Source organism: Aliamphritea hakodatensis (genome assembly GCF_024347195.1).
Lineage (GTDB): Bacteria > Pseudomonadota > Gammaproteobacteria > Pseudomonadales > Balneatricaceae > Amphritea > Amphritea hakodatensis.
In genome coordinates, this window is record NZ_AP025281.1 from 260,983 (window position 1) to 283,717 (window position 22,735).

Sequence of the window (22,735 nt, forward strand, 5' to 3'; positions counted from 1 at the left end):
CGATATGATTTCATCTGATCTTTTAACTGTCCGCGCTGTTCGGGAAGCTGATCTGCCGGTGTTTTTTGAACATCTGAGTGATATGCAAAGTCTGGGTGAGTTTTTACCGGTGATTATGCCTTCGGAAACTCAGCTGCGGCAGGACTTTGCCAAAGACGGTCTGATCGGCCCGGATTATCAGCGTTATCTGATGGTTGCCCCGGACGGTGAAATGCTGGGCTACATCTGGGCGTTTAAATCGGTCCCGTATTTTGACGCCACTGAAATTGGTTATCAAATTTTCAGCGGTGCCCGGCGGGGTAAGGGCTATGCCAGTGAAGCGCTGCGGCTGTTCCGGGATTATCTGTTTGAAGCCAGCCTGGTGAACCGGCTTGAACTGCGTATTGCTGTGGATAACACCGGCTCACTGAAAGTGGCTGAGAAACTGGGCTTCACCCGTGAAGGTGTCTGCCGGGAAGCCGCGTACTCGAAAGGCCGCCTGCACGACATGTGTATTTATCCGCAGCTGCGCCGCGAATGGCAGGCACATCAGGATGGCTGAAGTGAAGCGGATTCTGATCGTGGAAGATGAAGTGTCTATTGCTGACAACATCGGTGTAGCCCTGCAGCTGGAAGGCTTTCAAAGCGAGCACTGTGTACTGGCGGGCGAGGCGCTGACGCGCCTGCAATCGGAGTCTTTTGAGCTGGCAATTGTGGATGTTGGCCTGCCGGATATGAATGGCTTTGAACTCTGTAAGGCGATTCGTCGTGAGTCAGATATACCGCTGATTTTTCTCACTGCCCGGGCCGATGAAATAGACCGTATTCTGGGGCTGGAGCTTGGCGCGGATGATTATGTCACCAAACCGTTCAGCCCCCGTGAGCTGACTACCCGGGTGAAAGCCATATTACGCCGGGCACGGCCTGCCAGCCCGTCTTCACCGGCGGAGGTGAACATGCCTTTTACGGTGGATAGCCGGCAGGCATCCATTCAGTTCCGGGGGCAGGTGCTGAACCTGACCCGCATTGAGTTTCTGATGCTGCAAACGCTGGCGGCGCATCCGGGGCAGGTGTTCAGCCGCGGGCAGCTGATGCATGCCGCCTGGGAACACCCTCAGGTGAGTCTGGAGCGTTCCGTGGATACCCATATTAAAAGCCTGCGGGCCAAGCTGAAGCAGGTTGATCCTGACGATGATTCTATCCAGACCCACCGCGGACTGGGCTACAGCCTGACGGTGTCGGGCTGATGAGAAAGGTAATTGCCGGTCTGGGGCTGAACCGCTTTGGGGTAAAGCTGTTTCTGGCGTACTTTGCCATTCTCGGGCTGGGTATTTACCTGTTGCTGAATACCTTACTTGGGGAAATTAAACCGGGCCTGCGGCAGGCAATGGAAACCGCGCTGGTGGACACCGCGAATATTCTGGCGGAATACGTGGCCCCGGCAACGCCGCAGCAGCCGCTGCAGCTGGAGCAGCTGTCTGAGGTACTGGACAGCACATTGCGCCGGCCGATCAATGCCACGATATGGTCCCATAAAAAAACCGCCACCGTGCTGCGGGTTTACGTGACGGATGCCGCCGGTAAGGTAGTGTTTGATTCCGCCGGCCGGGATCTCGGGGCTGATTACAGCCGCTGGAATGATGTCTATCTGACCCTCAGAGGCCAGTACGGTGCCCGCAGTACCCAGGAGAATCCCGGTGATGAATTCAGCTCAGTGATGTACATCAGTGCGCCGGTGTATGCCCGGCAGGACGGTGCCCAACCCCGGCAGATACTGGGGGTCCTGTCGGTGGGTAAATCCAATATCAGTGTTGAACCTTTCTGGCAGCTGGCCCGGGACAATATCCGTTCAATGGGTGTCTGGTTGCTGGTGCTGGCGGCGATACTGGGAGCACTGTTGTCCACCTGGCTGAGCCTGAGTATCGGTAAACTGGTCAGCTATGCCCGCCGCATCGGTGCCGGTGAAACGGCAGAGTCGCCAACGCTCAGTGATCCGGATCTGGCGGCACTGGCGCAGGCGATGGATGAAATGCGCACCGCGCTGGACGGTAAGCAATACATCGAGAGTTATACCCTGAGCCTGACCCATGAGATGAAGAGCCCGCTGACTGCGTTGCAGGGGGCGGCAGAACTGATACCGCAGGTGAATGACCCGCAGATGCAGCAGAAACTGGCGGCCAATATTGAACGTGAGAGTAAGCGCTTACGGGCGCTGGTGGATCAGGTTTTATCACTGGCCCGGCTGGAAAACCGTCAGCAGCTTGAGCAGCCACAGACACTGAAACTGGATGAACTGATACAGCAGGAGCTGGACGGGTTACAGTGGCTGGCCGGGCAGCGACAGGTCGGGCTGGCGTTTAGCTGCCATCCGCAAAGTTCTGTGTTCAGCGTGTCCGGTGACCCCTTGCTGCTGGCGCAGGCGGTGCGCAATCTGCTGGAAAATGCGCTGGATTTCAGCCCCGCAGACAGCCTGATCTCAGTACGGCTTGAAGCGGCTCACGACGGTTTTATCCTCCTTGAAATTGCCGATCAGGGCAGCGGTATTCCGGATTATGCACTGGAGAAAATATGGCAGCGTTTCTATTCCCTGCCAAGGCCATCCACCGGGCAGCGCAGCACGGGGCTGGGGCTGAGTTTTGTCGCTCAGATTGCCAAGCTGCATTCAGCCGAACTGAGCCTCACTAACCGGCCGGAAGGTGGCGTGCTGGCCCGGCTCAGGTTCCCCGCAGGGTAATTCCACATCTAAAGCACATATTCATCACACATAATCCCCATATTGCCTGCCCATACTGGCTCCATATTTATAAGGAGATCAGTCATGACTAAACGTTTGGCGCAGAAAATTCTTGCTCTGGCATTGCTGGGCATTCTTTTATGGATTCCGTTATTGCTTGAGCAGGACGTTATTTATGAACGTATCGGTTACCGGGATCAGGTGATCCGGGATATTGCGACGACCTTTACCGGTGAGCAGGTCGTCACCGGACCAATGGTTATCATTCCATGGTCGCTGAGTTATCAGGCGAAGATCTGGGATGATAAAACCAAAAGCTATCAGCTGACAGATAAAAAGCGCAGCGGCCGCTATCTGCTGTTACCGGAACAGCTGAACAGTGAGGCGGTGGTGAGCACCAGTACCCGTCAACGGGGCATCTACGAGGTGCCGGTGTATAAAACCCGGCTGGACATGCAGGGGCGCTTCAGCAATGCCGGCCTGCTCAGCCATCAGAAACAGCTGGAAGAGGAGTATCAGGGGACGCTGAGCTGGGGAAAAGCGACGTTATCGGTCATGGTGTCCGATATGCGGGGGATTGTGGATGAGCCTTCGGTTCAGTGGCAGCAACAGAGCCTGAATATCCAGCCGGGCAGCCAGCTGGCATCCCATACGCAGGGGGTTCACGGGGCGATTCCGGCATTTTCCGCCAGCCTGACCCAGAGCGTTGATTTCAGCGTGGCGATGCAGATCCGGGGCATGGAACGGCTGTTACTGACACCGGTGGGGGATTATAACCGCATCAGCATGCAGTCTGACTGGCAGCATCCGAGTTTTACCGGGCGCTACCTGCCGGAAAGTTATACCCTGACCGATAACGGCTTTGCGGCAGACTGGAGCACCTCACCGTTTTCTGCGGATTTACAGTCGGTTGCCAGAGAATGTCTGACGGGAAATTACTGCCTGTTTGCTGACTATGCGGTGGGCGCTGATTTCATTCAGCCGGTGGATATGTACGTGCAGGCGGAGCGTTCTATTAAATACGGGCTGTTGTTTATCGGCGTAACCTTCATCGTGTTCTTCCTGTTTGAGGTGCTTAAACAGCTGCAGATCCATCCGGTGCAATACGGCATGGTGGGCATGGCGCTGGCACTGTTTTACATGCTGCTGATCTCCCTGAGTGAACACATCAGCTTCGGGCTGGCCTATTTACTGGCGACGCTGGCCTGTACCGGGTTGTTAGGGATATACCTCAGCGCCGTGCTCAAGAGTTTGCTGCGGGGTGTCAGTTTTGCGGCAGGGCTGTCAGCGCTTTACGGGCTGCTGTTTGTGATTATTTCTTCCGAGGACTATGCCCTGCTGATGGGCTCGGTGCTGATCTTTGCGATACTGGCCATCAGTATGATTATGACCCGGAAAGTTGACTGGTATCAGGTCGGTGGCCGCAGCGAGAAACCTGTTCAGGCAAAAGAGAAACCTGCCGGATAACCGAGCTGGCCAGCAAAAAAAAACGGTGCTGCAGCACCGTTTTTTATGGTTAAGCTTTTTTTTTCGGTTAAGCCTTTTTCCGGTTAAGCTTTGCCGGCTTTAGCCTGACTGAGTTTTAGCAGGGTTTTCGCCATCACTATCTTGCCCCGTTTGATGCTTTCAAATGCCCGGCGCTCGCGGCGTTTATTGCCTTCGGACAGGGCGTGTTTCAGATCCAGTCCGATATTCAGGATGCCCTCGTATTCATCAAACACCGGCTGCAGCGAATGGCTGGCGACAAACTTACGGTTTTTCTCCAGCACCGCAGCATAGTGCCGTTTTAAATCGAGGTACTCCCAGGTCCACTGGGTATTGCGGTAGCCGATGAACCCCAGTGAGTCGTTCTCTGCCTTAAATTTGCCATAGGCCTTTTCCAGCTGGCCGAGAATATTGTTGTAGTCTTTGCCGGCAATCGAGACAAACTTACGAACATTCTGCTCAGTGAGCGTGGGAGCCATGCGCATGGCTTTTTCTTCAGGGGTTTCCTGCTTGCAGGCGCTGACCAGAAAGAGGGTCAGGAGGATCACTAAACTGTTGCGAAACAGTATTCGGGTCCGGGTCAGATTAAGGGTCATCAGTGTCTTCCAAATATGGCGTAAAACTGCCCCGTATACTGCTAAAACTACTGAGCTGGGCTGGTTGTTTTTTCATCAGAGGCAGCCATTGTTCGTGAATTTTTCCCGGAAGGAAAATAACGATTACCCAAATTGGGTTTTTGCTGCTAAGCGACTGTTTCAGAAGCGTTTAGTTAATGACTTTCTGCAGATTTTCTAAACGATCAGGGTTTGATGGATGGCTGCTGAGAAAGCCGCCGCCACGGCCGTATTTACTCTGCAGGGTGGCGATTGAACGGGCCATCGCCTGAGGGTCCTGTTCCAGTTGCAGCAGGATTTGCTGCGCGTAGCTGTCTGCCGCCAGTTCATCCGCCTGAGAGAACTGTGCACTAATGGCCTGATAGGCCAGCTCGCCCAGTTGTGAGTTACTCAGTGAGGCGATATCACCACCGGCGGAATCTGCGGCCTGAAACACGGCATTCGTCAGTAGCTGTTTACGCATTCTCTGGTAACTGTGCTGTAGCCGGACGTGGCCGATTTCGTGGCCGATAACCGCCAGTACCTGATCATCCGGCATAGCATCCAGCAGGCCGGAGTGAACCCGGATGGTACCGTCAGCCATGGCAAAGGCGTTTACCGCCGGGCTGAGATATACCCGGTAATTCATGGGCTGGCCGTCGACGACTTCCAGTCCCTTAACAATGCGCTGTAACCGTTTGCTGTAGGGGCTGCTGGCCGGGGCGACACGGTTGTTTTTATCCAGTTCAGCGGCACTCAGCTGTGCAGCCTGGATGACGTCCTGTTCTTCCAGCGTCGCTGCCTGATACACCGTCACGCCGCTGGCGATGGCGCTGGCCAGATTAAACTCGCCTTCGTTATCGCAACCGCTGAGCATCAAAGCCAGCGTGCTCAGTGTAATGATCTTCAGATACCGCATCTGTGTTTCCTGTTCAGTCGGGCAGTCAGTCGGGCAGTCTGTCGGGCAGTCAGTCTGACAGCTGTTAGCTTGCGGGCCACTTCTGTACATAGGGCCCGTTAGCCTGTGGAGCTGCTGCGCACCGGAAAAGTTCCTGAAGTTACAGGGTGACCATATGGTTGTCCCAGGCCAGCCGCTGTGCCAGAGAAATCCGCTGAGTGGACCCGTTTAGCAGGTTGTGCTGCTGACAGATGCCCCGTCCGGTGGTAATGATAAATTCCCCGGGGTTAGCGGTTGCGGCCAGACCACAGCCATCCGGACTGTTTATCATCGAGTGGTAGCGGTCGTTATGCAAGTCCCAGAAGGTGATCAGATTTCCCCGCGGAGAAGAGATCGCCGCATATTGACCGCTGCGGTCAAACCGGGCGCTGCCACAATAACGTTTCATGGCAATATCTACCGGTTCCGGGGCAGTCAGCAGTTTCAGGGGCTGGCCGGGGCGGTGAATGGCCACCAGTGGCGGGTTATCTTCTTTGCCCTGATACTGCAGTGCAATGATGGTTTCATTATGCTGATTGGTATCGATATGGCGGATACTCAGCTGATGGTATTCCCCGGGCAAAAACTGCTGTTCTTCAATCTGTCCGCTGCGCAGATTCAGCGCCGCCAGTGACGGTTGCATGGTGTCGAGATTGAGCTTTTTACGGCCCTGATCCGGATGGGTCAGAATGCCACCGTTAGCGATCATGAGGGTCTGGCTGTTGGCCGGCAGCAGCTTGATTTCATGGGGGCCTATTCCCCCGGATGGCATATCAGCAACCTTGGTGAACAGGCCGGATGCCCGGCGGATAACAATCCGCCCCTGTCCGTCGGCAATGTTGTTTTCGCTGCTGATCAGGAATTCACCGTCTGGGGTAAAGACCGAGTGGCCGAAGAAATGCCGGCCTTCACCGGATTCAATTCGCCGGATCAGCCGTCCCTGCTGATAGTCCACAATTTCTATGAAAGTATCCGGGCGCCGGGCCGTGCAGGCAAGGACCGGCCGGTGCGGATGGGCTTCAACGTGGTGGGCCCGGGTGGGCAGCTTATGGTCCAGCAGCAGGCTGCCGTCGGTGGCTACCACATAGAGCCGGTAATCGTCTTCACCGGCTTTGGCTGCCGAGGCGAACAGCGGGGTTTTACCGGTCGCTGCCAGTACGGAAGACATGCTGAGCGACGGCAGGATGGTACCTGCCGCCAGCAACTGACAGAACTGTCTGCGGTTAATCGCCGTCACGGCTGTTGAATCCTAGTTGCAGGTCCAGTAACTGAACAGCATCGCTGAGTGCATACTGGAGCCTTTTCATGTTGGCAGACAGGTCGCGGAATTGCTGCTGGGCTGCCGGCTGTTCAAGGCTGCTGAACATTGGGGCCGGAATGGTTTGCAGCTCTTTTTCAACCGAAATGAAGTTTGCTTCAATGCTGTCTGCCAGATCCTGATGGCCGGCCGCGCTGAGCAGGGCTCTGAAGCTGTCGTCCCCCTGACCGGAGTACAGGTCATGCAGGGTGGCGACGTTCACTTCGATGTTACGCAGGGAGCGACTGCTGCGCCAGGACTCGCTGCGGCGGGGTTTTACCTTGCCGTTGATGTCTTTTGCGGCGGTGCCCAGCGGCCGCAGAATTTTCAGATCACGGATCACTTCTACCGGTTCCACCAGTGCTTTCATCAGATCGGTGCTGGCTTCAACATCGCTATCGTAATAGCTGATGCCGTCCCCCGGTGAATTAAAGCTGGTGGCATAATCCTGCCATTCTGTTGCGGTATGCTTGCCCAGATCCGCCAGATACTGACTGATGGAAGCATTCAGACGGCACTGGTAGCTGTTGTCTGTAAAGGCGGGCAGGCCGGCTTTATCAAACAGCAGGCGTTCCACTGCCGGCAGACCTTTTACAGCGATGCTGGCGTTACGGAAGAACTCCGGGGTCAGGCTGGTTTCTTCCCGCTTATTCAGCAGGCCGTTAATGTGCTTGCCGGTGAGGTTTTTCTTATCTGGCCAGTATTGCACGCTGAAGCTGCGCATCAGGTTTTCAATGGGGCCGAAGCGGACATGCTGAATGCCCTGCCAGGCATCCATCGCCTGATGATAGCTTTGCTGAGCTGCGCTGAGGTTTTCGGCAGTGGCATTCTGGCACAGGGCTTCGCTGCTGGCTGCCATTTGTGCCGTGGCGTCAGCAAAGTTCTGATAGCGGGGCAGTACGTGCTGAGCCACTATGGTCTGATTCAGGCTGCGCCACTGGGCATCGCTGGGTGCAGTGGCTGCCTGTACCTGGCTGAGCAGGCCGCCGCATAACAGTGAAAGTGTAATCGCGCGTTTGATCATAGTGACTCCAGAAATGTGATCAGATTGTCCCTTTGCGGTTTCGCCATCGCGATAACCTTCTGTTTGGCTGCTTCTGCTTCACCGCCGTGCCATAGGACGGCTTCAAGCAGCGTGCGGGCCCGTCCGTCATGCAGGTAGTGAGCCTCTTCGCTGACGGTTTTGGTACGGCCAATGCCCCACAGTGGCGGCGTGCGCCATTCACGGCCGGTGGCAGCGAATTCCGGGCGATTATCGGCTAAAGCGTCGCCCATGTCATGCAGCAACAGGTCACTGTATGGCCAGATCAGCTGCTCCGACTGCTCCGGCATATCTGCCCGGGCGGTGGTCCGGTAATTTGGCCGGTGACAGTCGGCACAGCCGCTGTCGAAAAATGCCTGCTTGCCGGCCAGTACTTCAGGTTTAGCGGCATCCGGGCGAACCGGTACGGCCAGATTACGGGTATAGAACAGTAGCCAGTCGATCATTTGCTGTGAAGCTTCGGCGTTATCCTGAGCCGGGGTGTTACCATCGGGCAGTTCGCGGCAAATCTGCTGGGCTTCAGTACAGTCGCCATAGGCGGCGGGCATCATAGGTGTTGAGATGCCGATGTCGTTATTAAAGGCGCCGTTATTTTGCTGATCCAGCGTCGGGTTACCGGCTTTCCAGCCGTAGCGGCCCAGGGTTGGTTTGTTTTCAACCAGGTTCCAGGCCATGTTTGGCCGGCCGGAAATGCCGTTACTGTCGCTGTCTTCAGGGTCCGACCAACTGAGAATGTCTGCTTCACTGATGGCTTCCAGCAGACCCAGACCAATCATTGGCGGGGCGATACGGACGGAGAGCATGGTATCCGGATGCAGAGGGCCTGCACTCAGGTCGGTGACCCGGTACTCAGGCTTGCGCAACTCAACCTGTTCACCGCCGTTCAGGGTAACGGTCACAGGTGTATACGTGGTATGGATACGGCCTTCGGCATTAATGCCGGTGACGGCGAAATCCTGTAACTGGCCGCCGTAAGTGGGCTCAGGAATCACTCCCATATAACCGCTGCTGAGCTGGGCTTGCTGGGCTTCATTCTGAGGTGGAATGCTCAGGCGCATCAGCATGGAAATGGCGTTATCATCCGGCCAGTTGCCGGTAGGCGTGTGTCCACGGCCGTCACGAACGTGGCAGCCCATGCATGAACGGGCGTTGTAGAGCGGGCCCAGGCCGTCGCTGGCGGTAGTGGATGACGGAGAAGATACCCACAGTTTGCGGAAGATGCCGTTGCCCAGTTTGAAATCGAGTTTCTTGTTAAAAGCCATATTGCCCGAAGGCTGCATGAACAGATCACGGCTGGCTTTTTTGCGGGTGGAAGCACTGCCGCCGGGCAAGTGTTCACCGGCCTGTGGCTGGCTAAAGTCAGGTGGCATCTGGGCACTGTTTGCAGGTGCAGAGGCCGCCACTGATACTGAGAATGCAGAGGCTAATAAAACAGAAAAACCGGTCAATACAACATTGACCGGTTTATTTCCGCGATAGCCTGCAAAGGATTGAGAATCAGACATCGTTTGATGATTCACACTCTTATACAGGTGCTGCACTGTCATCCTGACAGTGCAGGCCTTTCGGGTTTTAGTTTGATACGAGAGACGGGTTGTCCAGGCTGTCCGAACCTTCCAGTTCGATTCCGTCCAGATCCAGTGCGCCGATGATCTTTTCAATGGTCTTGGTTTCATCAACCAGGCCATCAACAGCGTCCTGTACGATCTGGTTACCAGCAGTGTTGCCTGCGCCGATCAGTACGTCGAAGGTTTCACCGGCTTCACCGCGGTCAGCCATGACCTGCATCGCATCCTGAGTTTTCTTCAGTTTCATCTGCATCTCTTTGTCCAGCTCAGGTGCCTTGGCAGCAACCAGGTCAGACAGGCTAGGACCGGAAACCACCTGACCGTTTACGCGGGTGTAAGACCCTTCGTATACGTTCATGATGCCTTTCGCGTCATAGAAGTGAGACCAGTGAGTGTTATCAGAGAAGCAATCATGCTCTTCTTCCGGATCGTGCAGCATCAGACCCAGCTTGGTGCGCTCACCTGCCAGTTCGCCGTATGCCAGGGAACCCATGCCGGTCAGCATGGTAGACAGACCGCCTTTTTCACCCTTAGCCATCAGATCCTTACGGGCAGCTCCATCGGCTTCCCAGTTCGCGACCATTTCTTTCAGATCAGAGATCATCAGAGTGGTTGCAGCCTGCAGGTAGTCACGACGACGGTCGCAGTTACCACCGGTGCAGTTGTTTACATCAAAATCAGTAGCTGGACGGTTACCGGCACCTTTTTCGTTGCCGTTCAGGTCCTGGCCCCACAGCAGGAATTCGATTGCGTGGTAGCCGCTAGCAACGTTGGCTTCAACACCGTCTACTTCCTGCAGCTGTTCTGCAATCAGGGCCGGTGTAATTTCAGTTGCGTCGATTTCAACGCCGCCAACATTCAGCTTAGCGTTAGCGATTACGTTCGCTGCGTAAGCCGGGTTTTCGTCAGACTCTTCGCCGTAGCTTGAAGCGTCAACATAATCAATCAGGCCTTCATCCAGCGGCCATGCGTTTACTTTACCTTCCCAGTCATCAACGATGGCGTTGCCGAAACGGTAAACTTCAGACTGCTGGTAAGGTACACGTGCAGCGATCCAGGCTTCACGGGCAGCTTTCAGAGTGGCATCAGAAGGGTTAGCCAACAGCTTTTCGAGGCTGCTCTGCAGGTCCATTGCAGTATTCAGAGAATCTTCATACTTTGCCTGAGCAATGTTTGCATAGTTATCCAGAACTGCCTGGGCAGATACGTCTTTAGCAAATGCCTGGCCACCAGCAGCCAGCATTGCAACCGTCAGAGCGGCCGGTGCGAAAAGCTTTTTCATTGTTCTATTCTTCCTGTGAGTAGCATTGATATGCGTAATAGTAGGCGGAAGGTTAATTGAAACAAGAATGATTCGCAATAGGCTTTTTAATTGGCTTTTGATCCTGATCATACATACGTCAGATAAAAAATTAAAAGTCAGTCTCTCAGTGGCGGTGTGGAAAAAATGTCAAAACAACGCTAACACGACTGATTTCGATTCATATTGCCTGAGCGCTGATAAGAAAACATTGATCTGGGTGGGGGTTTTTGCAAACAGCCGTGTGAGTCTGCGGCGGTCATGAAATGGCAGAGCAAAGATGCCGGTCGGCGGATGAGTATGTGGCGGTTATACTGAAAGGACCGTTAAGTGGCTGAGGCCGGGGATTGTTATGCTGACAGATTTATACGGCTTATGCCGTTATATGGCCTGGTCGAACCGGGTATTTTATCAGGCGGTAGCCGGACTTCCGGAAGGCGAAACCGAACGGCAAAGGCCTATGCTGTTTGGCAGTATTCTGAACCTGCTGCATCATGTTTATGCGATGGATGTGGTCTGGCAACAGCATATGACCGACGGGGCTCATGATTATCAGGTGCGAAATCCGCCGGCCTGTTCCTTTGCAGAGCTCAGGACTCTTCAGGCGGAACTGGATGAGTGGTTTGTGGACTATGTCACCCATTTAAGCCGGGCGCAGTCCTGTGAAGTCATAGAGTTTGAGTTTATCGGTGGGGGCACCGGCAATATGACCCGGGCAGCGATGATCCAGCATGTGGTGAATCATACGTCTTATCACCGCGGGCATATTGAAGGGGTGTTCTACCAGTTGGGGATCGAGCCACCCACTACAGATATCCCGGTATTTCTGCGGGATAACTGCAGTGGGTTTGGCGAGCGCTTAACCTGATTTCAGCAGGTTATAGCTGTCGGTAAGGCTGAGATTACCGCGAATCAGGCTGCCCAGACCGGCAAAGATTGCGGTAGCGATCAGCGGCAGACTGAGCCACATCCATGGATGCAGGGTGACATCCAGTTCAAACACCAGAACATTGATCAGCCCCAGCAACAGTTCGGCGATCAGGATTGCAATGGAACCACAGGTCAGGCCCAGCAGGGTAAATTCCAGCCGGTCCAGTTGCAGGGTTTGTTTGGCGGATGCCCCGAGGGTTTGCAGCATGGCGCCTTCATAACGGCGCTGTGCCAGTTCCTGCTGCAGAATCGTCACCAGCATGATGCCTCCGCTTAACAGGGTCAGCAGCATGATCAGGGTGGCCGCGGCACTGAGTTTGTCGATGATGCCCTGTGCCCGGACAATCAACCGGTCGATGTCGATCAGCGTGATCGTGGGGAAGGCCTTGATCAGCGCGTTACTGAGGTGTTTTTGCTCCGGTTTCAGCTGGAAGCTGGTGATCAGGGTGGCCGGCAACTGGTCCAGCATACCCGGGGCAAAAATCAGATAAAAAGTAGGCTGGTAAGAGTCCCAGTTTACTTCCCGGATACTGGTAACCGTGCCGCTGAGGGTCTGGCCGGCAATGCTGAAGCCAACGGTATCACCCAGTACGATGCCCAGTTCATCAGCCAGTTCCGCTTCAATGGAAATACCTTCTTCTTCACCGTGCCAGTTGCCACTGAGAATTTTGTTATGATCCGGTAACGCTGAGCGCCAGGTCAGGTTCAGTTCCCGTTGCAGCGCATGGTGCTTCTGTTGTTCTTCACTGAGCACGCTGGCGGTCGGTTGCTGATTTATTTCCGTTAACCGGCCCCGCACCATGGGATAGATATTGGCATTGATCTGATTGTCATCCAGCCAGTCGGTAAAGCGTTCACCTTCCCATGGCTGGATATTCAGCACCACGTTATTGGGGGCATCGACCGGTAGCTGAGCCTGCCACTGATTCAGCAGTTCATTGCGGGTGAGTAACAGCACGGCCATGATCGCCAGTAAGACAGAAAATACACCGGCCTGCAGTTTGTGCCAGTGCCGTTGCTGGCGCAGCCGCAGGGTTAACAGTGCGCTTAAGCGCAGTTTGTGTTTGGCTGCAGCGGCACTGAACAGCAGAGCCTTCTGGGCCAGTGTGCCGGCCAGCCAGCCGAGAATCAGCAGGCCAGTGGTGGCCAGCAGTGGCAGGGTGACAGAACCGATATACAGGCTGATGACCAGAATCAGTAAGGCAGTACAGAGCAGATATAACCACCGGCTGGTGCGCTGGGCTGAATCTGAGCGGATCATCTGCATAATGGTTACCTTGCCCAGCGGCAAGAGTGTCGGCAGGCCTAATGCAAACAGAATGACCAGCGCCAGTAACGGGCTGGTAATGACGGAGCTGATGGCCAGCGGGGCCGGATTACGGATAAATTCGCTGAGCTGGCTGATCAGCAGTTCATGCATCAGGTAGCCAGTCAGCGCGCCCAGTACCGCGGCAAACAGCCAGCCGGCAAATAACTGCAGCGTGTACAGCCAGCCCAGTTGGCGGGGTGACAGTCCCAGGCTGAGCAACAGTGCACAACGGTTATGCTGGTCGGCGGCATAGCGTTGTAAGCTGAGCAGAATGGCAACGGCGCCCAGCAGAATGGCCATCAGTGCACTGAGTTTCAGATATTGGTTGGCGTTGCCCATGGCGTTACCGTCAATCTCCCGCTCTTTACTGGCACTGAAAATACGCTGATGGGCCGGCAGTGTTTCCTGCCACTGTGCTTCCAGTTCATTGATCAGGGGTTGCGGGCCGGCGATCATCAGCCGGAATCCGGCCCGGCTGCCCGGGGCCATAATGCCGGTGGCTTCCAGCTGATCGGCGCGCATCAGAATTTGCGGGTTAAAACGGGAGAAACCACCGCCCTGTACCGGGCTGTCGATCAGCACGTGGCTGACGGTAAATTCACTGTAGCCCAGATAAATTTTGTCTCCCAGTTGTATGTTCAGCCGGTCCAGCAGTGCCTGCTCAGCCCAGACGGTATTAATATCCGGGGTGGCCGGGTGCTCAGCCGGCTGGGTATTGATTTGCCCCCGCAACGGGTAAGGCGCAGTAACGGCGCGGATGGTACTGAGGACATTCTGTTCGTCGGTCTCGGCCATGCTGATGAACTGGGTCAGGGTGGTGGTCCGCAGTGCCGGATCCAGTGACCCGGTGCGCTGTTCCAGTTCAATCGGACGGCTGCTGCTGAGGATCATATCCGCGCCCATCAGTTCAGCCCCCTGACGGCTCAGGCTGGAATAAATCCGGTCGCTGGTGGTGGTCAGCAGGGTGACCAGTGAAGTCATGACAAACAGGGCCAGTAACAGGGTCAGCCAGTCGCTGCGTCGCCACTGGCTGCGGAACTGACGCCAGGCAAGAGTTCGGATCGGGCTCATAGGTTCTGCTCGGTTAGCTGGCCTTCAGCGAGAAGGAACTGGCGGTCGCAGCGGTTCGCCAGCTGCGGGTCATGGGTGATCAGGATCAGGGTTGAGTCACTTTCTTTGCTAACCTCAAATAACAGAGAAATGATCTTTTCGCCGGTTTTGGTGTCCAGATTACCGGTGGGTTCATCGGCAAACAGCAGGCTGGGCCGGGTGACAAATGCCCGGGCAATTGCAACCCGCTGACGTTCCCCGCCGGACAGTTGCGCCGGCAGGTGATTCATGCGGGCGCCGAGGCCAACCTGCTCCAGCCAGTGGGCGGCCTGTTGCTGGCTGTCAGCGGCTCCCTGAATATCCAGCGGCAGCTGAACATTTTCCAGGGCGGTCAGTTCGTTGAGCAGATGAAAGGACTGAAACACAAAACTGATATGCTCGGCACGCCAACGGGCTTTTGCTTCGTTATCCAGCGTGTTTAAATCGGTACCCGCCAGGGAGATGGTACCGGCACTGGGGGTATCCAGACAGGCTAACAGGCTGAGTAAGGTTGATTTGCCAGAGCCGGATGCGCCGAGAATGGCAACCCTTTCGCCCTGTTTTATTTGTAAATCAAGTGCGTTAAAAAGTGTTATCGCACCTTCACTGCTGGTAAAGGTTTTTGCCAGCTGGCGGGCATCAATCGCAAAAGAGGATGGCATCGACATGAAGTTCTACCGTTTACTGTTTCTGTTAGTCATATTTAGCAGCAGCGCCAGTGCCAAAACTATGCTGGTACTGGGAGACAGCTTATCTGCTGCTTATGGTATGCAGCAACAGCAGGGCTGGGTAGCCTTGCTGCAACAGCGCTTATCTGAGCAGTTTTTCGAAGTTGATGTGGTCAATGCCAGCATCAGTGGCGAAACGCTCAGCGGCGGGCTTACCCGCCTGCCTGTATTACTGGACAGGCACCAGCCGGACTACATTGTTCTGGAGCTGGGAGCCAATGACGGTTTACGCGGCGGTAATGTTAAGGTCATTGAAAAGAACCTCCGTAAACTTATGGCAACGGCTACTGAAAGCGGTGCCCGGGTGTTATTACTGGGCGTTCGTCTGCCGCCTAATTACGGACCGCGTTACACCGAAAACTTCTTCAAATTGTATGAGCAGGCGGCCCGGGAATACAAAACCTTCCGGGTGCCGTTTTTGTTAGAAAACGTCGCGCTGGACCCGAAAATGATGCAGTCCGACGGTTTACACCCTAACGTCATTGCTCAGCCGGTATTGCTGGATACGGTCTGGCCGGTTATGGAGATTATGCTGCGTAAGCCGTAAAAGAAAAGTTAAGAAAGGTTAAGAATGTGTCAGCGGTTAACCCGGTTAACCGCCGGACGGCAGATACTCAGTGTTCAGCCATAGATATGCCCAGACGGTTCCAGGCATTAATGGTGGCTATCAGCATGATCAACTGGGCGATCTCTGTATCCGAGTAGTGAGTTTGAGCTGCCTGATAGGCCTGTTCAGGTAATCCCTGAGCGGCGACCTGTGTTAACAGGTCGGTCAGGGTGAGCGCCGCTTGCTCTTTTTGGCTAAACAGTTCACTGCTTTGCCAATCTTCCAGAGCCCTGAGTTTGTTGCGTCCCGCACCTGCTTCTGCGGCGGCTTTGCTGTGCATATTAATGCAAAACGAACACCGGTTGAGCAGGGATGCCCGCAACCGTACCAGTTCCTGCAATTCCCGGCTGATTTCAGAACCTGCCAGATAGTTTTCCAGACCAAACATTGCTGCATAAGCATCAGGCTGAACGGCCTGTATATTGACGCGTGGCATAGAGCCTCCTTCGTTTAATAATGTGACGAAGACTACTTTAGTGAATACCTATATGTGTTTTAATGGCTTTAATGGATAAAGATTATCGCTATTTTTGCAATAGTTGGCGGGTATGTAACAAGGGTAGATCAGGTGCTGAAAATACAACTGGAAGAGCTGGAAGTCTTTGTCGCTGCCGTAAACAGCGGCAGTTTTACCCGGGCGGCTGATGTATTAGGGGTTACGTCTTCGGTGGTGAGCCGTACGGTTAAAAAACTGGAAGACAAACTGAGTACGACACTGTTTAACCGGACGACCCGGAAAATTCATGTCACTCAGGAAGGCGAATGGCTGTTAATCCATGCCCGGAAGATGCTGTCTGATGCCCGGCACATCGAACATTTCTTAGGGGCAAAGGACAGCGAGCCGGCAGGGGAGCTGGTGGTTGATGCCGCGACGCCTTTTTCTTTACATGCGCTGGGGCCGCTGATTAAGGGGTTTAACGGTCAGTTTCCGAAAGTACGGGTGACCTTACAGTCGAATGAATCGAATATTGATTTACTTGAACGTCGGGTTGACCTGGCTATCCGCATCGGTGAACTTCAGGACTCAAGCCTGAAGTGCCGCAGAATCGGCACAAGTTACCGTAAACTGTATGCGTCAGATGACTATCTGCAGGCCCGGGGCGTGCCCGGTGCGCCTGACGAATTGCGATCGCATGATTGCCTGGGCTTTGTGAAGCCTGCCCGGCTGAATATCTGGCCGGTTATAGTGGCCGGTGAGCCGCTTGAAATTACACCGGATACTCTGGCTGATAATGGTGAAACCCTGAAACAACTGGCACTCAACGGTTGTGGCATCGCCTGCCTTTCATCCTTTACGGTGAAGGATGAAGTGGCTGCTGGCAGCCTGGTTCAGGTACTTGAAGCAGAGACTGAGCAGCAAGCGGTGCCGATTTATGCGGTATTTTATTCAGATAATGCACTGAACAGCCGGCTGAGGTGCTTTATTGATTACATCAGCGAGCATATACAGCTGCATTAATCCGCCGGGTGCTTGGGGATGAACAGTGGCGACAGTATGTCTGCCAGATCAGTGACATCCTTTTGCCGGCTGAGTCGGTCCAGTGCTTTATAAATGGGTTTTTGCTGCTGTTTAGACAGCTGCTCCAGCAGTTTTCCTACTTGCGCATCATCTACGCTGAGGGTGTCCCGCCGGGCGTGATTTCGCTGATTCAGACGGTTGTAAATATACAGAAACCGCGCCAGCACCACATAGGGAAAATTGCGGTTTTTCATCGGGCCTATTCGGGCTTCGAAGCCTCCCAGTGGCAGGCCCTTGAGTTTCTGCCGGGCCAGTTTGTTTGCCCCCAGCCAGGCGGCTGACGAACCGATTGCCCCGCCGCCCAGTGTGCCCAGCAGCAGTGAGCTGCCAGCGACCGTCAGATCCAGCATGCCACCGGCTGCGGCACCGGCAATGCCCCCTACGGCGGCCAGTTGTTTACGGTTAAGCCCCCAGGCATACCATTTTTCGGTATCAAACAGATCATCGCTGAGGGTCAGTTCGCTGCTGTCCCGCTGTAACTGATGATGCCGGTAAAGGGCTTGCAGCTCGTCGTGGGCTTTCTGCTCCCGTTGGCGCATCCAGCTGTAGTAAGCGGCCTGCAAAACTGGCTGCAGAGATGTTGCCTGTTGTTCGTCCAGGACTTTCTGGCGTTGTTGGTAACGCACTAGATCTTCCAGCAGATGCGCCGCCAGTTTACAGCTCTGTAACTGTTGCCGGTGAATTTCCGCCTGCACGGCACTGACCAGTGAACTGAGGGAGTCAGACCAGGGCTGGTGCAGGTGTGCAAAGGCCTGCAGCAGCTCGATATGCTGATCGGGACCGGCTTTGACCGCATCAAAAATCCGTACGGTGCGGAAGAATTGCTGCAGGGCCTGTTGCCAGTTGTCGACGTAAGCCCGGCTGGTAATGGGGTTGATCAGTGCCATGCTGGGTTGTCCGGTCCAGCGCAGAATTTCCATTTCGGCTTCATATTCAGGGCTGTAAGGGCGGGAACTGTCGACAACGTAGAGAATGGCAGCACCGGCCATGATGGGTGTCAGCAGCTCGGTTTCATCCGGAAACAGCTGGCGGCACTGCGCGTCCTGCAGAAAAGCCCGGATTCGCCCGGCACGCTGATCAGCACTGACCGGCTGTTGCTGAAGCCAGGCCAGTACTTTACGTGGTCGCTGAAACCCCGGGGTATCGATCAGTTTGTAGTGCGCTTCACCCAGATGAATATCAAAGCTTTCTGAGACCTGAGTGGTGCCGCTTTGCATGGATACAGCGACCCGGTCATCTCTGGCCAGAGTGGAAACGACCGATGATTTGCCTTTGTTCGGATGGCCGACGACGGCGAAAGCCGGGATCATAATAAGTTCTCCGTACGGATCAGTTGCCACCGGGATAACGGCTTACAAAACCGTCGCCATTCATCCAGATAATGATCGCTGACCGGCAGCCAGCTGGCGGCTTCACTGTTCCAGTCCAGTGGCAGTAAGTAGCCCCGTCCGTTTTTCAGTAAGTCTGCCAGTTCGCCCATGGGTGGCTCCCAGGCGGCAGTAATAACAACCACCGGCAGCGAAGATGACAGCGCCTGCTGTTCCGCTTCCGGGCTGCCACTGGCACCCCCCTGAAAGCTTTGTGCGGGGGTGCCCAGCACTTCATACAAAGACGTTTGTAATGCTGACGGCAGAGCATTCCAGTACAGCAGGTTGTAGGCTGGCAGCGGCAGTTCCGGCGTTGTAACCGGTGTTAACTCGGGTGTTTGCGGTGGCGGATTTTTCAGGCTGGCGGGGGCTTCGTCAACCTGCGCCTGTCTTTGGGTCTTCAGGTGTTGCAGGCGATAGCGGGCCCAGCCAAGGCTGATCATCCGGGGCAGAACCCCGTAGCACAGCTGGGCCATCAGCAGGAAAGGCCACCACGCGCCGTAAGCGGTATCTTCAGCGGGGGCTATGAGCCGGGAGTCCCGGGTTTGTTCCAGCAGGCTTTGCAGGGGCTGCGCCGCTTCCAGAAACCACCAGGGCAAAGCAATGCTTTTTAATACCGGAAAAATCTGCCCGGCACTGAGCAGAGTACTGCGCCAGACAAAATTAATATCGCTGAATAACAGGCTGAAAATCAACGCCAGACTGCAGGCGAGGCTGAAGCTCAGAGCCAGCTTCTGGGCCAGATAAAATACCTGCAGCGACCAGTCGTCCTGATGTTTACGCTGCAGCAGCCGTTGTTGCCAGCCCGGTGGCCACAGGGGCAGGTTGATCAGCTGTAATGTCAGGGAGGCCCGTTGCTTCAGTAACGGGGAAAGCAACAGTAACAGCATGGCGCATACTGGCCAGGCGACAAACAGAAGCAGCAGGTACAGCAGATTCACCCGGCCAAGTGCATCGCCGGCCATGATACTGAATGTAGAAAAGGCACCTAACAAAAATACTGTGCCACTGAGAAGGTAGCTGATACGTGCGTAAGCAGATGTTTGCACTCAGATTTATCCCTGCAGAAAAGCTTCATATTACCCCCTTGGCGCAGCTGTGCAAAACTTCCGGGGCAAAGTATTAAGCTGCTATGTCTGAGCCTGTTTCCGGGCGACGGTTCCCGGTGACTGGCAGAAAAAAGTCAGGGTTGTTAATGTGCGGCGATAACAATGAAAGGAAGCATACGATGCAGCAAATACTTGTATACGCCGACAGCCTGAGCTGGGGCATTATTCCGGATACCCGCGGTCGCTTACCGTTTGAACAGCGCTGGCCGGGTGTCTGTGAAATGGCACTGCGGCAGGCCGGGCAGGACATCCGGATACTGGAAAACTGTCTCAATGGCCGGCGCACGGTCTGGCCAGATCCGTTTAAGGATGGCCGGGACGGCAGCGAAGGGCTGGCACAGGTTATGGAAATGCATGCCCCGCTGAAAATGGTGGTGCTGATGCTGGGCAACAATGATTTCCAATGCACCCATGATAACAATGCCTGGCTGTCTGCCCAGGGCACTGCCAAGCTGATCGGCATTATCCGTCAGGCACCTATTGAACCGGGTATGCCGGTACCGGAAATCCTGGTGATTGCGCCGCCGGCGATCATCCGGCCGAAAGGGGCCATTGCCCATAAGTTTAACGGCGCTGAAAAACGCTGGCCGGGGCTGACGGAGGCCCTGCGTGAGGTGGCTGCTGAACACAGTTGTCATTTTATGGACGCCGGTACGGTAACGGATGCCAGTAAAGTGGACGGTATTCATCTGGATATGGACCAGCATAATGTTCTTGGGCTGGCGGTTGCGCAGGTCATACAGCCGTTGGTTTGAACAGACCTGTTCACAAAACGGGTAGTCAGGGTTTTACAGCTGCCGGGGTTTTCTGAATGATAGGTTTTATGCGTGGCGCTGATTGAATGATCTCGGAGATGGAGTTGTGAACAGAAGTAAGTGGCTGGGATTGCTGTTTAGCTGGATACTGCTGTGTGCACAGGCAGCGTCCGGTGCCCCCCAGAAGGTGGTGTTTGGAGTGTTGGGGTTTGATTTTCCGCCCTTTCAGACACTGGTAAACGGCACCCCGAACGGACCTGATTTCGACATTGTCAGGGAGGCATTCTCCCGGATGCCCGGTTATGAACTGGATATTCAGGTGATGCCGCTGAAACGGGTGCAGCATGATATTCAGACTGGCGGGATCGATATCACGACTTTGTACAAAAGTCCTGCCCGGCTGGATCAGTTGCTGTTTCCGGATCAGCCAATTCGCTGGAGTATTTATAAACTGGCTGTGCCGGCGGGCAAGAGATTTGAATTTAATGGCATTGAAGATCTGCATGGCCGTTCGCTGGGCAAGCTGGAAAGTAATGTTATCAGTCAGGATTTTGATACGGCTGCTGAGCATAAAGACTTTGAGCTGTATGAGCTGAAGTCCTTCAGGGTGATGCTGAATATGCTCAATCTGGAGCGGCTGGAAGGCATTGTCGGGCATGCTCAGATTATCGATTATGTGGCACTGACAATGGATCTTCAGGGGCGGATAGAGTTTCTGGATAAGCCGGTGCGGCCTGCTAAGGAATTCCACATTGTCATTTCACCCCGGGCACAGATCAGCGATCCTGAAGCCCTTCGCCAGAGCCTTTCGGTGAGTTTGAAGAGCATGCTTGATGACGGCACGTTTGATGCCATATACGATTCATACGGGCTGGTGTTTGAAAGAAACTGAGGAACACTGGCAGATTCTGTCATAGGGATCAGGGGGCGGAAACTGCCAGTGTTTAACGTGCTGAATGCTGTTTTCAGCACTCTGTATTGTAAATATCGTCTATTTCATCGGTAACCCGGTCCAACGCGTCGACGTAAGCGACAGCATCTTCTCTTTCCCAGGCGCTTTCCATTTTACCGGCTGCCCGTAGCAGTACCCGGTTGCTTTCTGTATCGGCTACCAGATACACCGCTTCCACGACCTCCGCCAGAAATTCATCTTCTTCCCGGGTGAAGCCAACGCTGGCATCAACGTCGTCTGCCAGTTGGGATACATCATGGCGCATGTCATTCAGGTCCCGACAGGACAGTTCAGCGTAGCTGGCGGTACTCAGGGTTAGCAAAGTAATAAATCCACAGGTTTTTATCAGGTGCATAAACAGGGTTCTCTCAAAGTATCAGCGTGTGAAACACATCGCGGTAAGCGTCTGTGTGAATGACAGCAAGATATCAAGAAGTGGGAAAAGAGTGTGTAAGACTGTGTAAGGCTTTGTAAGTTGGGAAAGCAAGTAGCAAAGACTCGCAAAAAAGATCGACTTAAAAGGTCGACTTAAAAGATCGACTTAAAAGTCAGACAAAAAAAGGCGCGGCAAGAGAGCCGCGCCAACGGAAAGGGCGCCTGGAACAAGCGCGCCTTGCTGGGAAGAGTCTGTATCAGTGGCGGGTTAGCCGGCGATCCACTGTTCCAGTTCATCGGCACCGCCGATGTGTTCACCGTCAATGAAGATCTGTGGCGCGGTACCCCGGCCGGTGATCGCTGCCAGTGAGCTGTAAGAAATGCCCATGCTGCCTAATTCGATCTCTTCGTATGGCAGCCCCTGTGTGGTCAGTAAGGCTTTGGCACGGACACAGTGAGGGCAACCGGCTTTGGTCAGAATGCTGACCCGTTTAGGCTGTTCTGCATCTGCGTTCAGGTGTGCCAGCATAGTATCGGCATCGGACACCTGGAACGGGTCGCCCGGTACGTCTGGCTCGATAAACTGCTTCTCGATCACACCGTCGACAACCAGCATGGAGTAACGCCAGCTGCGGTCACCGAAGCCCAGGTCTGTTTTGCTGACCAGCATGTCCATGCCGCGGCTGAAATCACCGTTACCGTCAGGAATGAAGGTGATATTTTCAGCGTCCTGGTCAGCCTGCCATGCGTTCATAACGAAGGTATCGTTGACGGATAAACAGATGATGCTGTCGACCCCCTCTTTAGCGAAGACACCGGCCAGTTCGTTGTAACGTGGCAGGTGGGTTGAAGAACAGGTCGGTGTAAAAGCGCCCGGCAAAGCGAATAAAACAACTTTTTTACCGGCAAACAGATCATCAGTAGTGATGTTTTTCCACTGGTTGTCCTGCTGAGTGTGGAATGTAACCTGTGGGACTTTCTGACCTTCGCGGTTGTTCAGCATTGTGTGTTTCTCCTGAAAACTTTTATGAGTCTGCTTAAGAGCCTGCTTAAGAACCCT

The 22,735-nt window shown here is 54.6% G+C and carries 22 protein-coding genes; 9 read left to right on the top strand and 13 right to left on the bottom strand.

Translation table 11 applies throughout. From position 1 onward, the window contains the following. The first annotated feature begins 4 nt into the window (after positions 1–4). The 4 genes from PCI15_RS01140 (at position 5) to creD (ending at position 4,180) form a co-directional block, all read left to right on the top strand. Positions 5–541: a GNAT family N-acetyltransferase gene (locus PCI15_RS01140; RefSeq protein WP_271272537.1), complete on the top strand. Its 537-nt coding sequence runs from the start codon at positions 5–7 to the stop codon at positions 539–541. Next, complete coding sequence (creB, locus tag PCI15_RS01145) at positions 534–1,226, top strand: two-component system response regulator CreB (protein WP_271272538.1); 693 nt, start codon at positions 534–536, stop codon at positions 1,224–1,226. Before PCI15_RS01140 ends, creB begins: the two co-directional genes overlap by 8 nt. Continuing rightward, positions 1,226–2,713 carry a two-component system sensor histidine kinase CreC gene (gene creC / locus PCI15_RS01150; RefSeq protein WP_271272539.1) on the top strand — a complete coding sequence of 496 codons (1,488 nt, stop codon included), beginning with the start codon at positions 1,226–1,228 and terminating at the stop codon, positions 2,711–2,713. Before creB ends, creC begins: the two co-directional genes overlap by 1 nt. A gap of 84 nt (positions 2,714–2,797) precedes the next feature. Beyond that, positions 2,798–4,180: a cell envelope integrity protein CreD gene (creD, locus tag PCI15_RS01155; RefSeq protein WP_271272540.1), complete on the top strand. Its 1,383-nt coding sequence runs from the start codon at positions 2,798–2,800 to the stop codon at positions 4,178–4,180. Between the two features lie 83 nt (positions 4,181–4,263). Here creD and PCI15_RS01160 read toward each other — a convergent pair whose 3' ends face one another. From PCI15_RS01160 to PCI15_RS01185, 6 genes are all read right to left on the bottom strand, one after another. Next, entirely contained in the window at positions 4,264–4,794 is a 531-nt protein-coding gene (locus tag PCI15_RS01160) for a hypothetical protein (RefSeq protein ID WP_271272541.1), read from the bottom strand. Positions 4,795–4,963: 169 nt separating this feature from the next. Beyond that, positions 4,964–5,710 (bottom strand): M48 family metallopeptidase, encoded by a 747-nt coding sequence (locus PCI15_RS01165; protein WP_271272542.1) that lies wholly within the window; start codon positions 5,708–5,710, stop codon positions 4,964–4,966. Positions 5,711–5,849: 139 nt separating this feature from the next. Beyond that, positions 5,850–6,965, bottom strand: coding sequence for a DUF1513 domain-containing protein (locus tag PCI15_RS01170; protein ID WP_271272543.1), 1,116 nt, complete (start codon positions 6,963–6,965; stop codon positions 5,850–5,852). After that, positions 6,952–8,049 (bottom strand): imelysin family protein, encoded by a 1,098-nt coding sequence (locus tag PCI15_RS01175; RefSeq protein ID WP_271272544.1) that lies wholly within the window; start codon positions 8,047–8,049, stop codon positions 6,952–6,954. The genes PCI15_RS01170 and PCI15_RS01175 overlap by 14 nt, the downstream gene beginning before the upstream one ends. Continuing rightward, positions 8,046–9,572 carry a di-heme oxidoreductase family protein gene (locus PCI15_RS01180; protein WP_271272545.1) on the bottom strand — a complete coding sequence of 509 codons (1,527 nt, stop codon included), beginning with the start codon at positions 9,570–9,572 and terminating at the stop codon, positions 8,046–8,048. Before PCI15_RS01180 ends, PCI15_RS01175 begins: the two co-directional genes overlap by 4 nt. Before the next feature lie 67 nt (positions 9,573–9,639). After that, positions 9,640–10,917: an imelysin family protein gene (locus PCI15_RS01185; RefSeq protein WP_271272546.1), complete on the bottom strand. Its 1,278-nt coding sequence runs from the start codon at positions 10,915–10,917 to the stop codon at positions 9,640–9,642. 370 nt (positions 10,918–11,287) lie between these two features. Between PCI15_RS01185 and PCI15_RS01190 the strand changes: the two genes are divergently transcribed. Further along, complete coding sequence (locus PCI15_RS01190) at positions 11,288–11,803, top strand: DinB family protein (protein ID WP_271272547.1); 516 nt, start codon at positions 11,288–11,290, stop codon at positions 11,801–11,803. On the opposite strand, the gene PCI15_RS01195 is transcribed toward PCI15_RS01190, so the two are convergent. Both PCI15_RS01195 and PCI15_RS01200 read right to left on the bottom strand, forming a co-directional pair. Further along, positions 11,795–14,245, bottom strand: coding sequence for an ABC transporter permease (locus PCI15_RS01195; RefSeq protein ID WP_271272548.1), 2,451 nt, complete (start codon positions 14,243–14,245; stop codon positions 11,795–11,797). The two genes, PCI15_RS01190 and PCI15_RS01195, sit on opposite strands and share 9 nt — an antisense overlap. Continuing rightward, positions 14,242–14,931 (bottom strand): ABC transporter ATP-binding protein, encoded by a 690-nt coding sequence (locus tag PCI15_RS01200; RefSeq protein ID WP_271272549.1) that lies wholly within the window; start codon positions 14,929–14,931, stop codon positions 14,242–14,244. The genes PCI15_RS01195 and PCI15_RS01200 overlap by 4 nt, the downstream gene beginning before the upstream one ends. Here PCI15_RS01200 and PCI15_RS01205 point away from each other — a divergent pair. Continuing rightward, complete coding sequence (locus PCI15_RS01205) at positions 14,930–15,538, top strand: arylesterase (protein ID WP_271272550.1); 609 nt, start codon at positions 14,930–14,932, stop codon at positions 15,536–15,538. The genes PCI15_RS01200 and PCI15_RS01205 overlap by 2 nt on opposite strands. Before the next feature lie 67 nt (positions 15,539–15,605). Here the strand turns inward: PCI15_RS01205 and PCI15_RS01210 are convergent, their stop codons facing one another. Then, on the bottom strand, positions 15,606–16,034 hold the full coding sequence (locus PCI15_RS01210; protein ID WP_271272551.1) for a carboxymuconolactone decarboxylase family protein: 429 nt from the start codon (positions 16,032–16,034) through the stop codon (positions 15,606–15,608). 132 nt (positions 16,035–16,166) lie between these two features. Here PCI15_RS01210 and PCI15_RS01215 point away from each other — a divergent pair, with 132 nt between their 5' ends. Continuing rightward, a complete protein-coding gene (locus tag PCI15_RS01215) occupies positions 16,167–17,057 on the top strand; it encodes a LysR family transcriptional regulator (RefSeq protein ID WP_271272552.1) in 891 nt (296 codons plus the stop codon). Here PCI15_RS01215 and PCI15_RS01220 read toward each other — a convergent pair. Next, a complete protein-coding gene (locus tag PCI15_RS01220; RefSeq protein ID WP_271272553.1) occupies positions 17,054–18,427 on the bottom strand; it encodes a GTPase/DUF3482 domain-containing protein in 1,374 nt (457 codons plus the stop codon). The genes PCI15_RS01215 and PCI15_RS01220 overlap by 4 nt on opposite strands. Beyond that, a complete protein-coding gene (locus tag PCI15_RS01225; RefSeq protein ID WP_271272554.1) occupies positions 18,424–19,533 on the bottom strand; it encodes a DUF2868 domain-containing protein in 1,110 nt (369 codons plus the stop codon). The genes PCI15_RS01220 and PCI15_RS01225 overlap by 4 nt, the downstream gene beginning before the upstream one ends. A gap of 179 nt (positions 19,534–19,712) precedes the next feature. Between PCI15_RS01225 and PCI15_RS01230 the strand changes: the two genes are divergently transcribed. Both PCI15_RS01230 and PCI15_RS01235 read left to right on the top strand, forming a co-directional pair. Next, positions 19,713–20,348, top strand: a complete 636-nt coding sequence (locus tag PCI15_RS01230) for an SGNH/GDSL hydrolase family protein (RefSeq protein ID WP_271272555.1) — start codon at positions 19,713–19,715, stop codon at positions 20,346–20,348. A 106-nt stretch (positions 20,349–20,454) separates the two neighbouring features. Continuing rightward, positions 20,455–21,240, top strand: a complete 786-nt coding sequence (locus tag PCI15_RS01235; RefSeq protein WP_271272556.1) for a substrate-binding periplasmic protein — start codon at positions 20,455–20,457, stop codon at positions 21,238–21,240. Positions 21,241–21,313: 73 nt separating this feature from the next. Here the strand turns inward: PCI15_RS01235 and PCI15_RS01240 are convergent, their stop codons facing one another. Then, positions 21,314–21,655: a hypothetical protein gene (locus PCI15_RS01240; RefSeq protein ID WP_271272557.1), complete on the bottom strand. Its 342-nt coding sequence runs from the start codon at positions 21,653–21,655 to the stop codon at positions 21,314–21,316. 288 nt (positions 21,656–21,943) lie between these two features. Next, the gene (locus PCI15_RS01245) at positions 21,944–22,678 is read right to left on the bottom strand and encodes a glutathione peroxidase (RefSeq protein WP_271272558.1); all 735 of its coding nucleotides are present in this window, start codon (positions 22,676–22,678) and stop codon (positions 21,944–21,946) included. Between the last annotated feature and the right edge of the window lie 57 nt (positions 22,679–22,735).

Excerpts from the sequence above, each read along its gene's own strand:
- PCI15_RS01140 (WP_271272537.1), top strand. The coding sequence starts at position 5 with ATGATTTCATCTGATCTTTTAACTGTCCGCGCTGTTCGGGAAGCTGAT.
- creB (WP_271272538.1), top strand. The coding sequence starts at position 534 with ATGGCTGAAGTGAAGCGGATTCTGATCGTGGAAGATGAAGTGTCTATT.
- creC (WP_271272539.1), top strand. The coding sequence starts at position 1,226 with ATGAGAAAGGTAATTGCCGGTCTGGGGCTGAACCGCTTTGGGGTAAAG.
- creD (WP_271272540.1), top strand. The coding sequence starts at position 2,798 with ATGACTAAACGTTTGGCGCAGAAAATTCTTGCTCTGGCATTGCTGGGC.
- PCI15_RS01160 (WP_271272541.1), bottom strand. The coding sequence starts at position 4,794 with ATGACCCTTAATCTGACCCGGACCCGAATACTGTTTCGCAACAGTTTA.
- PCI15_RS01165 (WP_271272542.1), bottom strand. The coding sequence starts at position 5,710 with ATGCGGTATCTGAAGATCATTACACTGAGCACGCTGGCTTTGATGCTC.
- PCI15_RS01175 (WP_271272544.1), bottom strand. The coding sequence starts at position 8,049 with ATGATCAAACGCGCGATTACACTTTCACTGTTATGCGGCGGCCTGCTC.
- PCI15_RS01180 (WP_271272545.1), bottom strand. The coding sequence starts at position 9,572 with ATGTCTGATTCTCAATCCTTTGCAGGCTATCGCGGAAATAAACCGGTC.
- PCI15_RS01185 (WP_271272546.1), bottom strand. The coding sequence starts at position 10,917 with ATGAAAAAGCTTTTCGCACCGGCCGCTCTGACGGTTGCAATGCTGGCT.
- PCI15_RS01190 (WP_271272547.1), top strand. The coding sequence starts at position 11,288 with ATGCTGACAGATTTATACGGCTTATGCCGTTATATGGCCTGGTCGAAC.
- PCI15_RS01195 (WP_271272548.1), bottom strand. The coding sequence starts at position 14,245 with ATGAGCCCGATCCGAACTCTTGCCTGGCGTCAGTTCCGCAGCCAGTGG.
- PCI15_RS01205 (WP_271272550.1), top strand. The coding sequence starts at position 14,930 with ATGAAGTTCTACCGTTTACTGTTTCTGTTAGTCATATTTAGCAGCAGC.
- PCI15_RS01200 (WP_271272549.1), bottom strand. The coding sequence starts at position 14,931 with ATGTCGATGCCATCCTCTTTTGCGATTGATGCCCGCCAGCTGGCAAAA.
- PCI15_RS01210 (WP_271272551.1), bottom strand. The coding sequence starts at position 16,034 with ATGCCACGCGTCAATATACAGGCCGTTCAGCCTGATGCTTATGCAGCA.
- PCI15_RS01220 (WP_271272553.1), bottom strand. The coding sequence starts at position 18,427 with ATGATCCCGGCTTTCGCCGTCGTCGGCCATCCGAACAAAGGCAAATCA.
- PCI15_RS01230 (WP_271272555.1), top strand. The coding sequence starts at position 19,713 with ATGCAGCAAATACTTGTATACGCCGACAGCCTGAGCTGGGGCATTATT.
- PCI15_RS01240 (WP_271272557.1), bottom strand. The coding sequence starts at position 21,655 with ATGCACCTGATAAAAACCTGTGGATTTATTACTTTGCTAACCCTGAGT.
- PCI15_RS01245 (WP_271272558.1), bottom strand. The coding sequence starts at position 22,678 with ATGCTGAACAACCGCGAAGGTCAGAAAGTCCCACAGGTTACATTCCAC.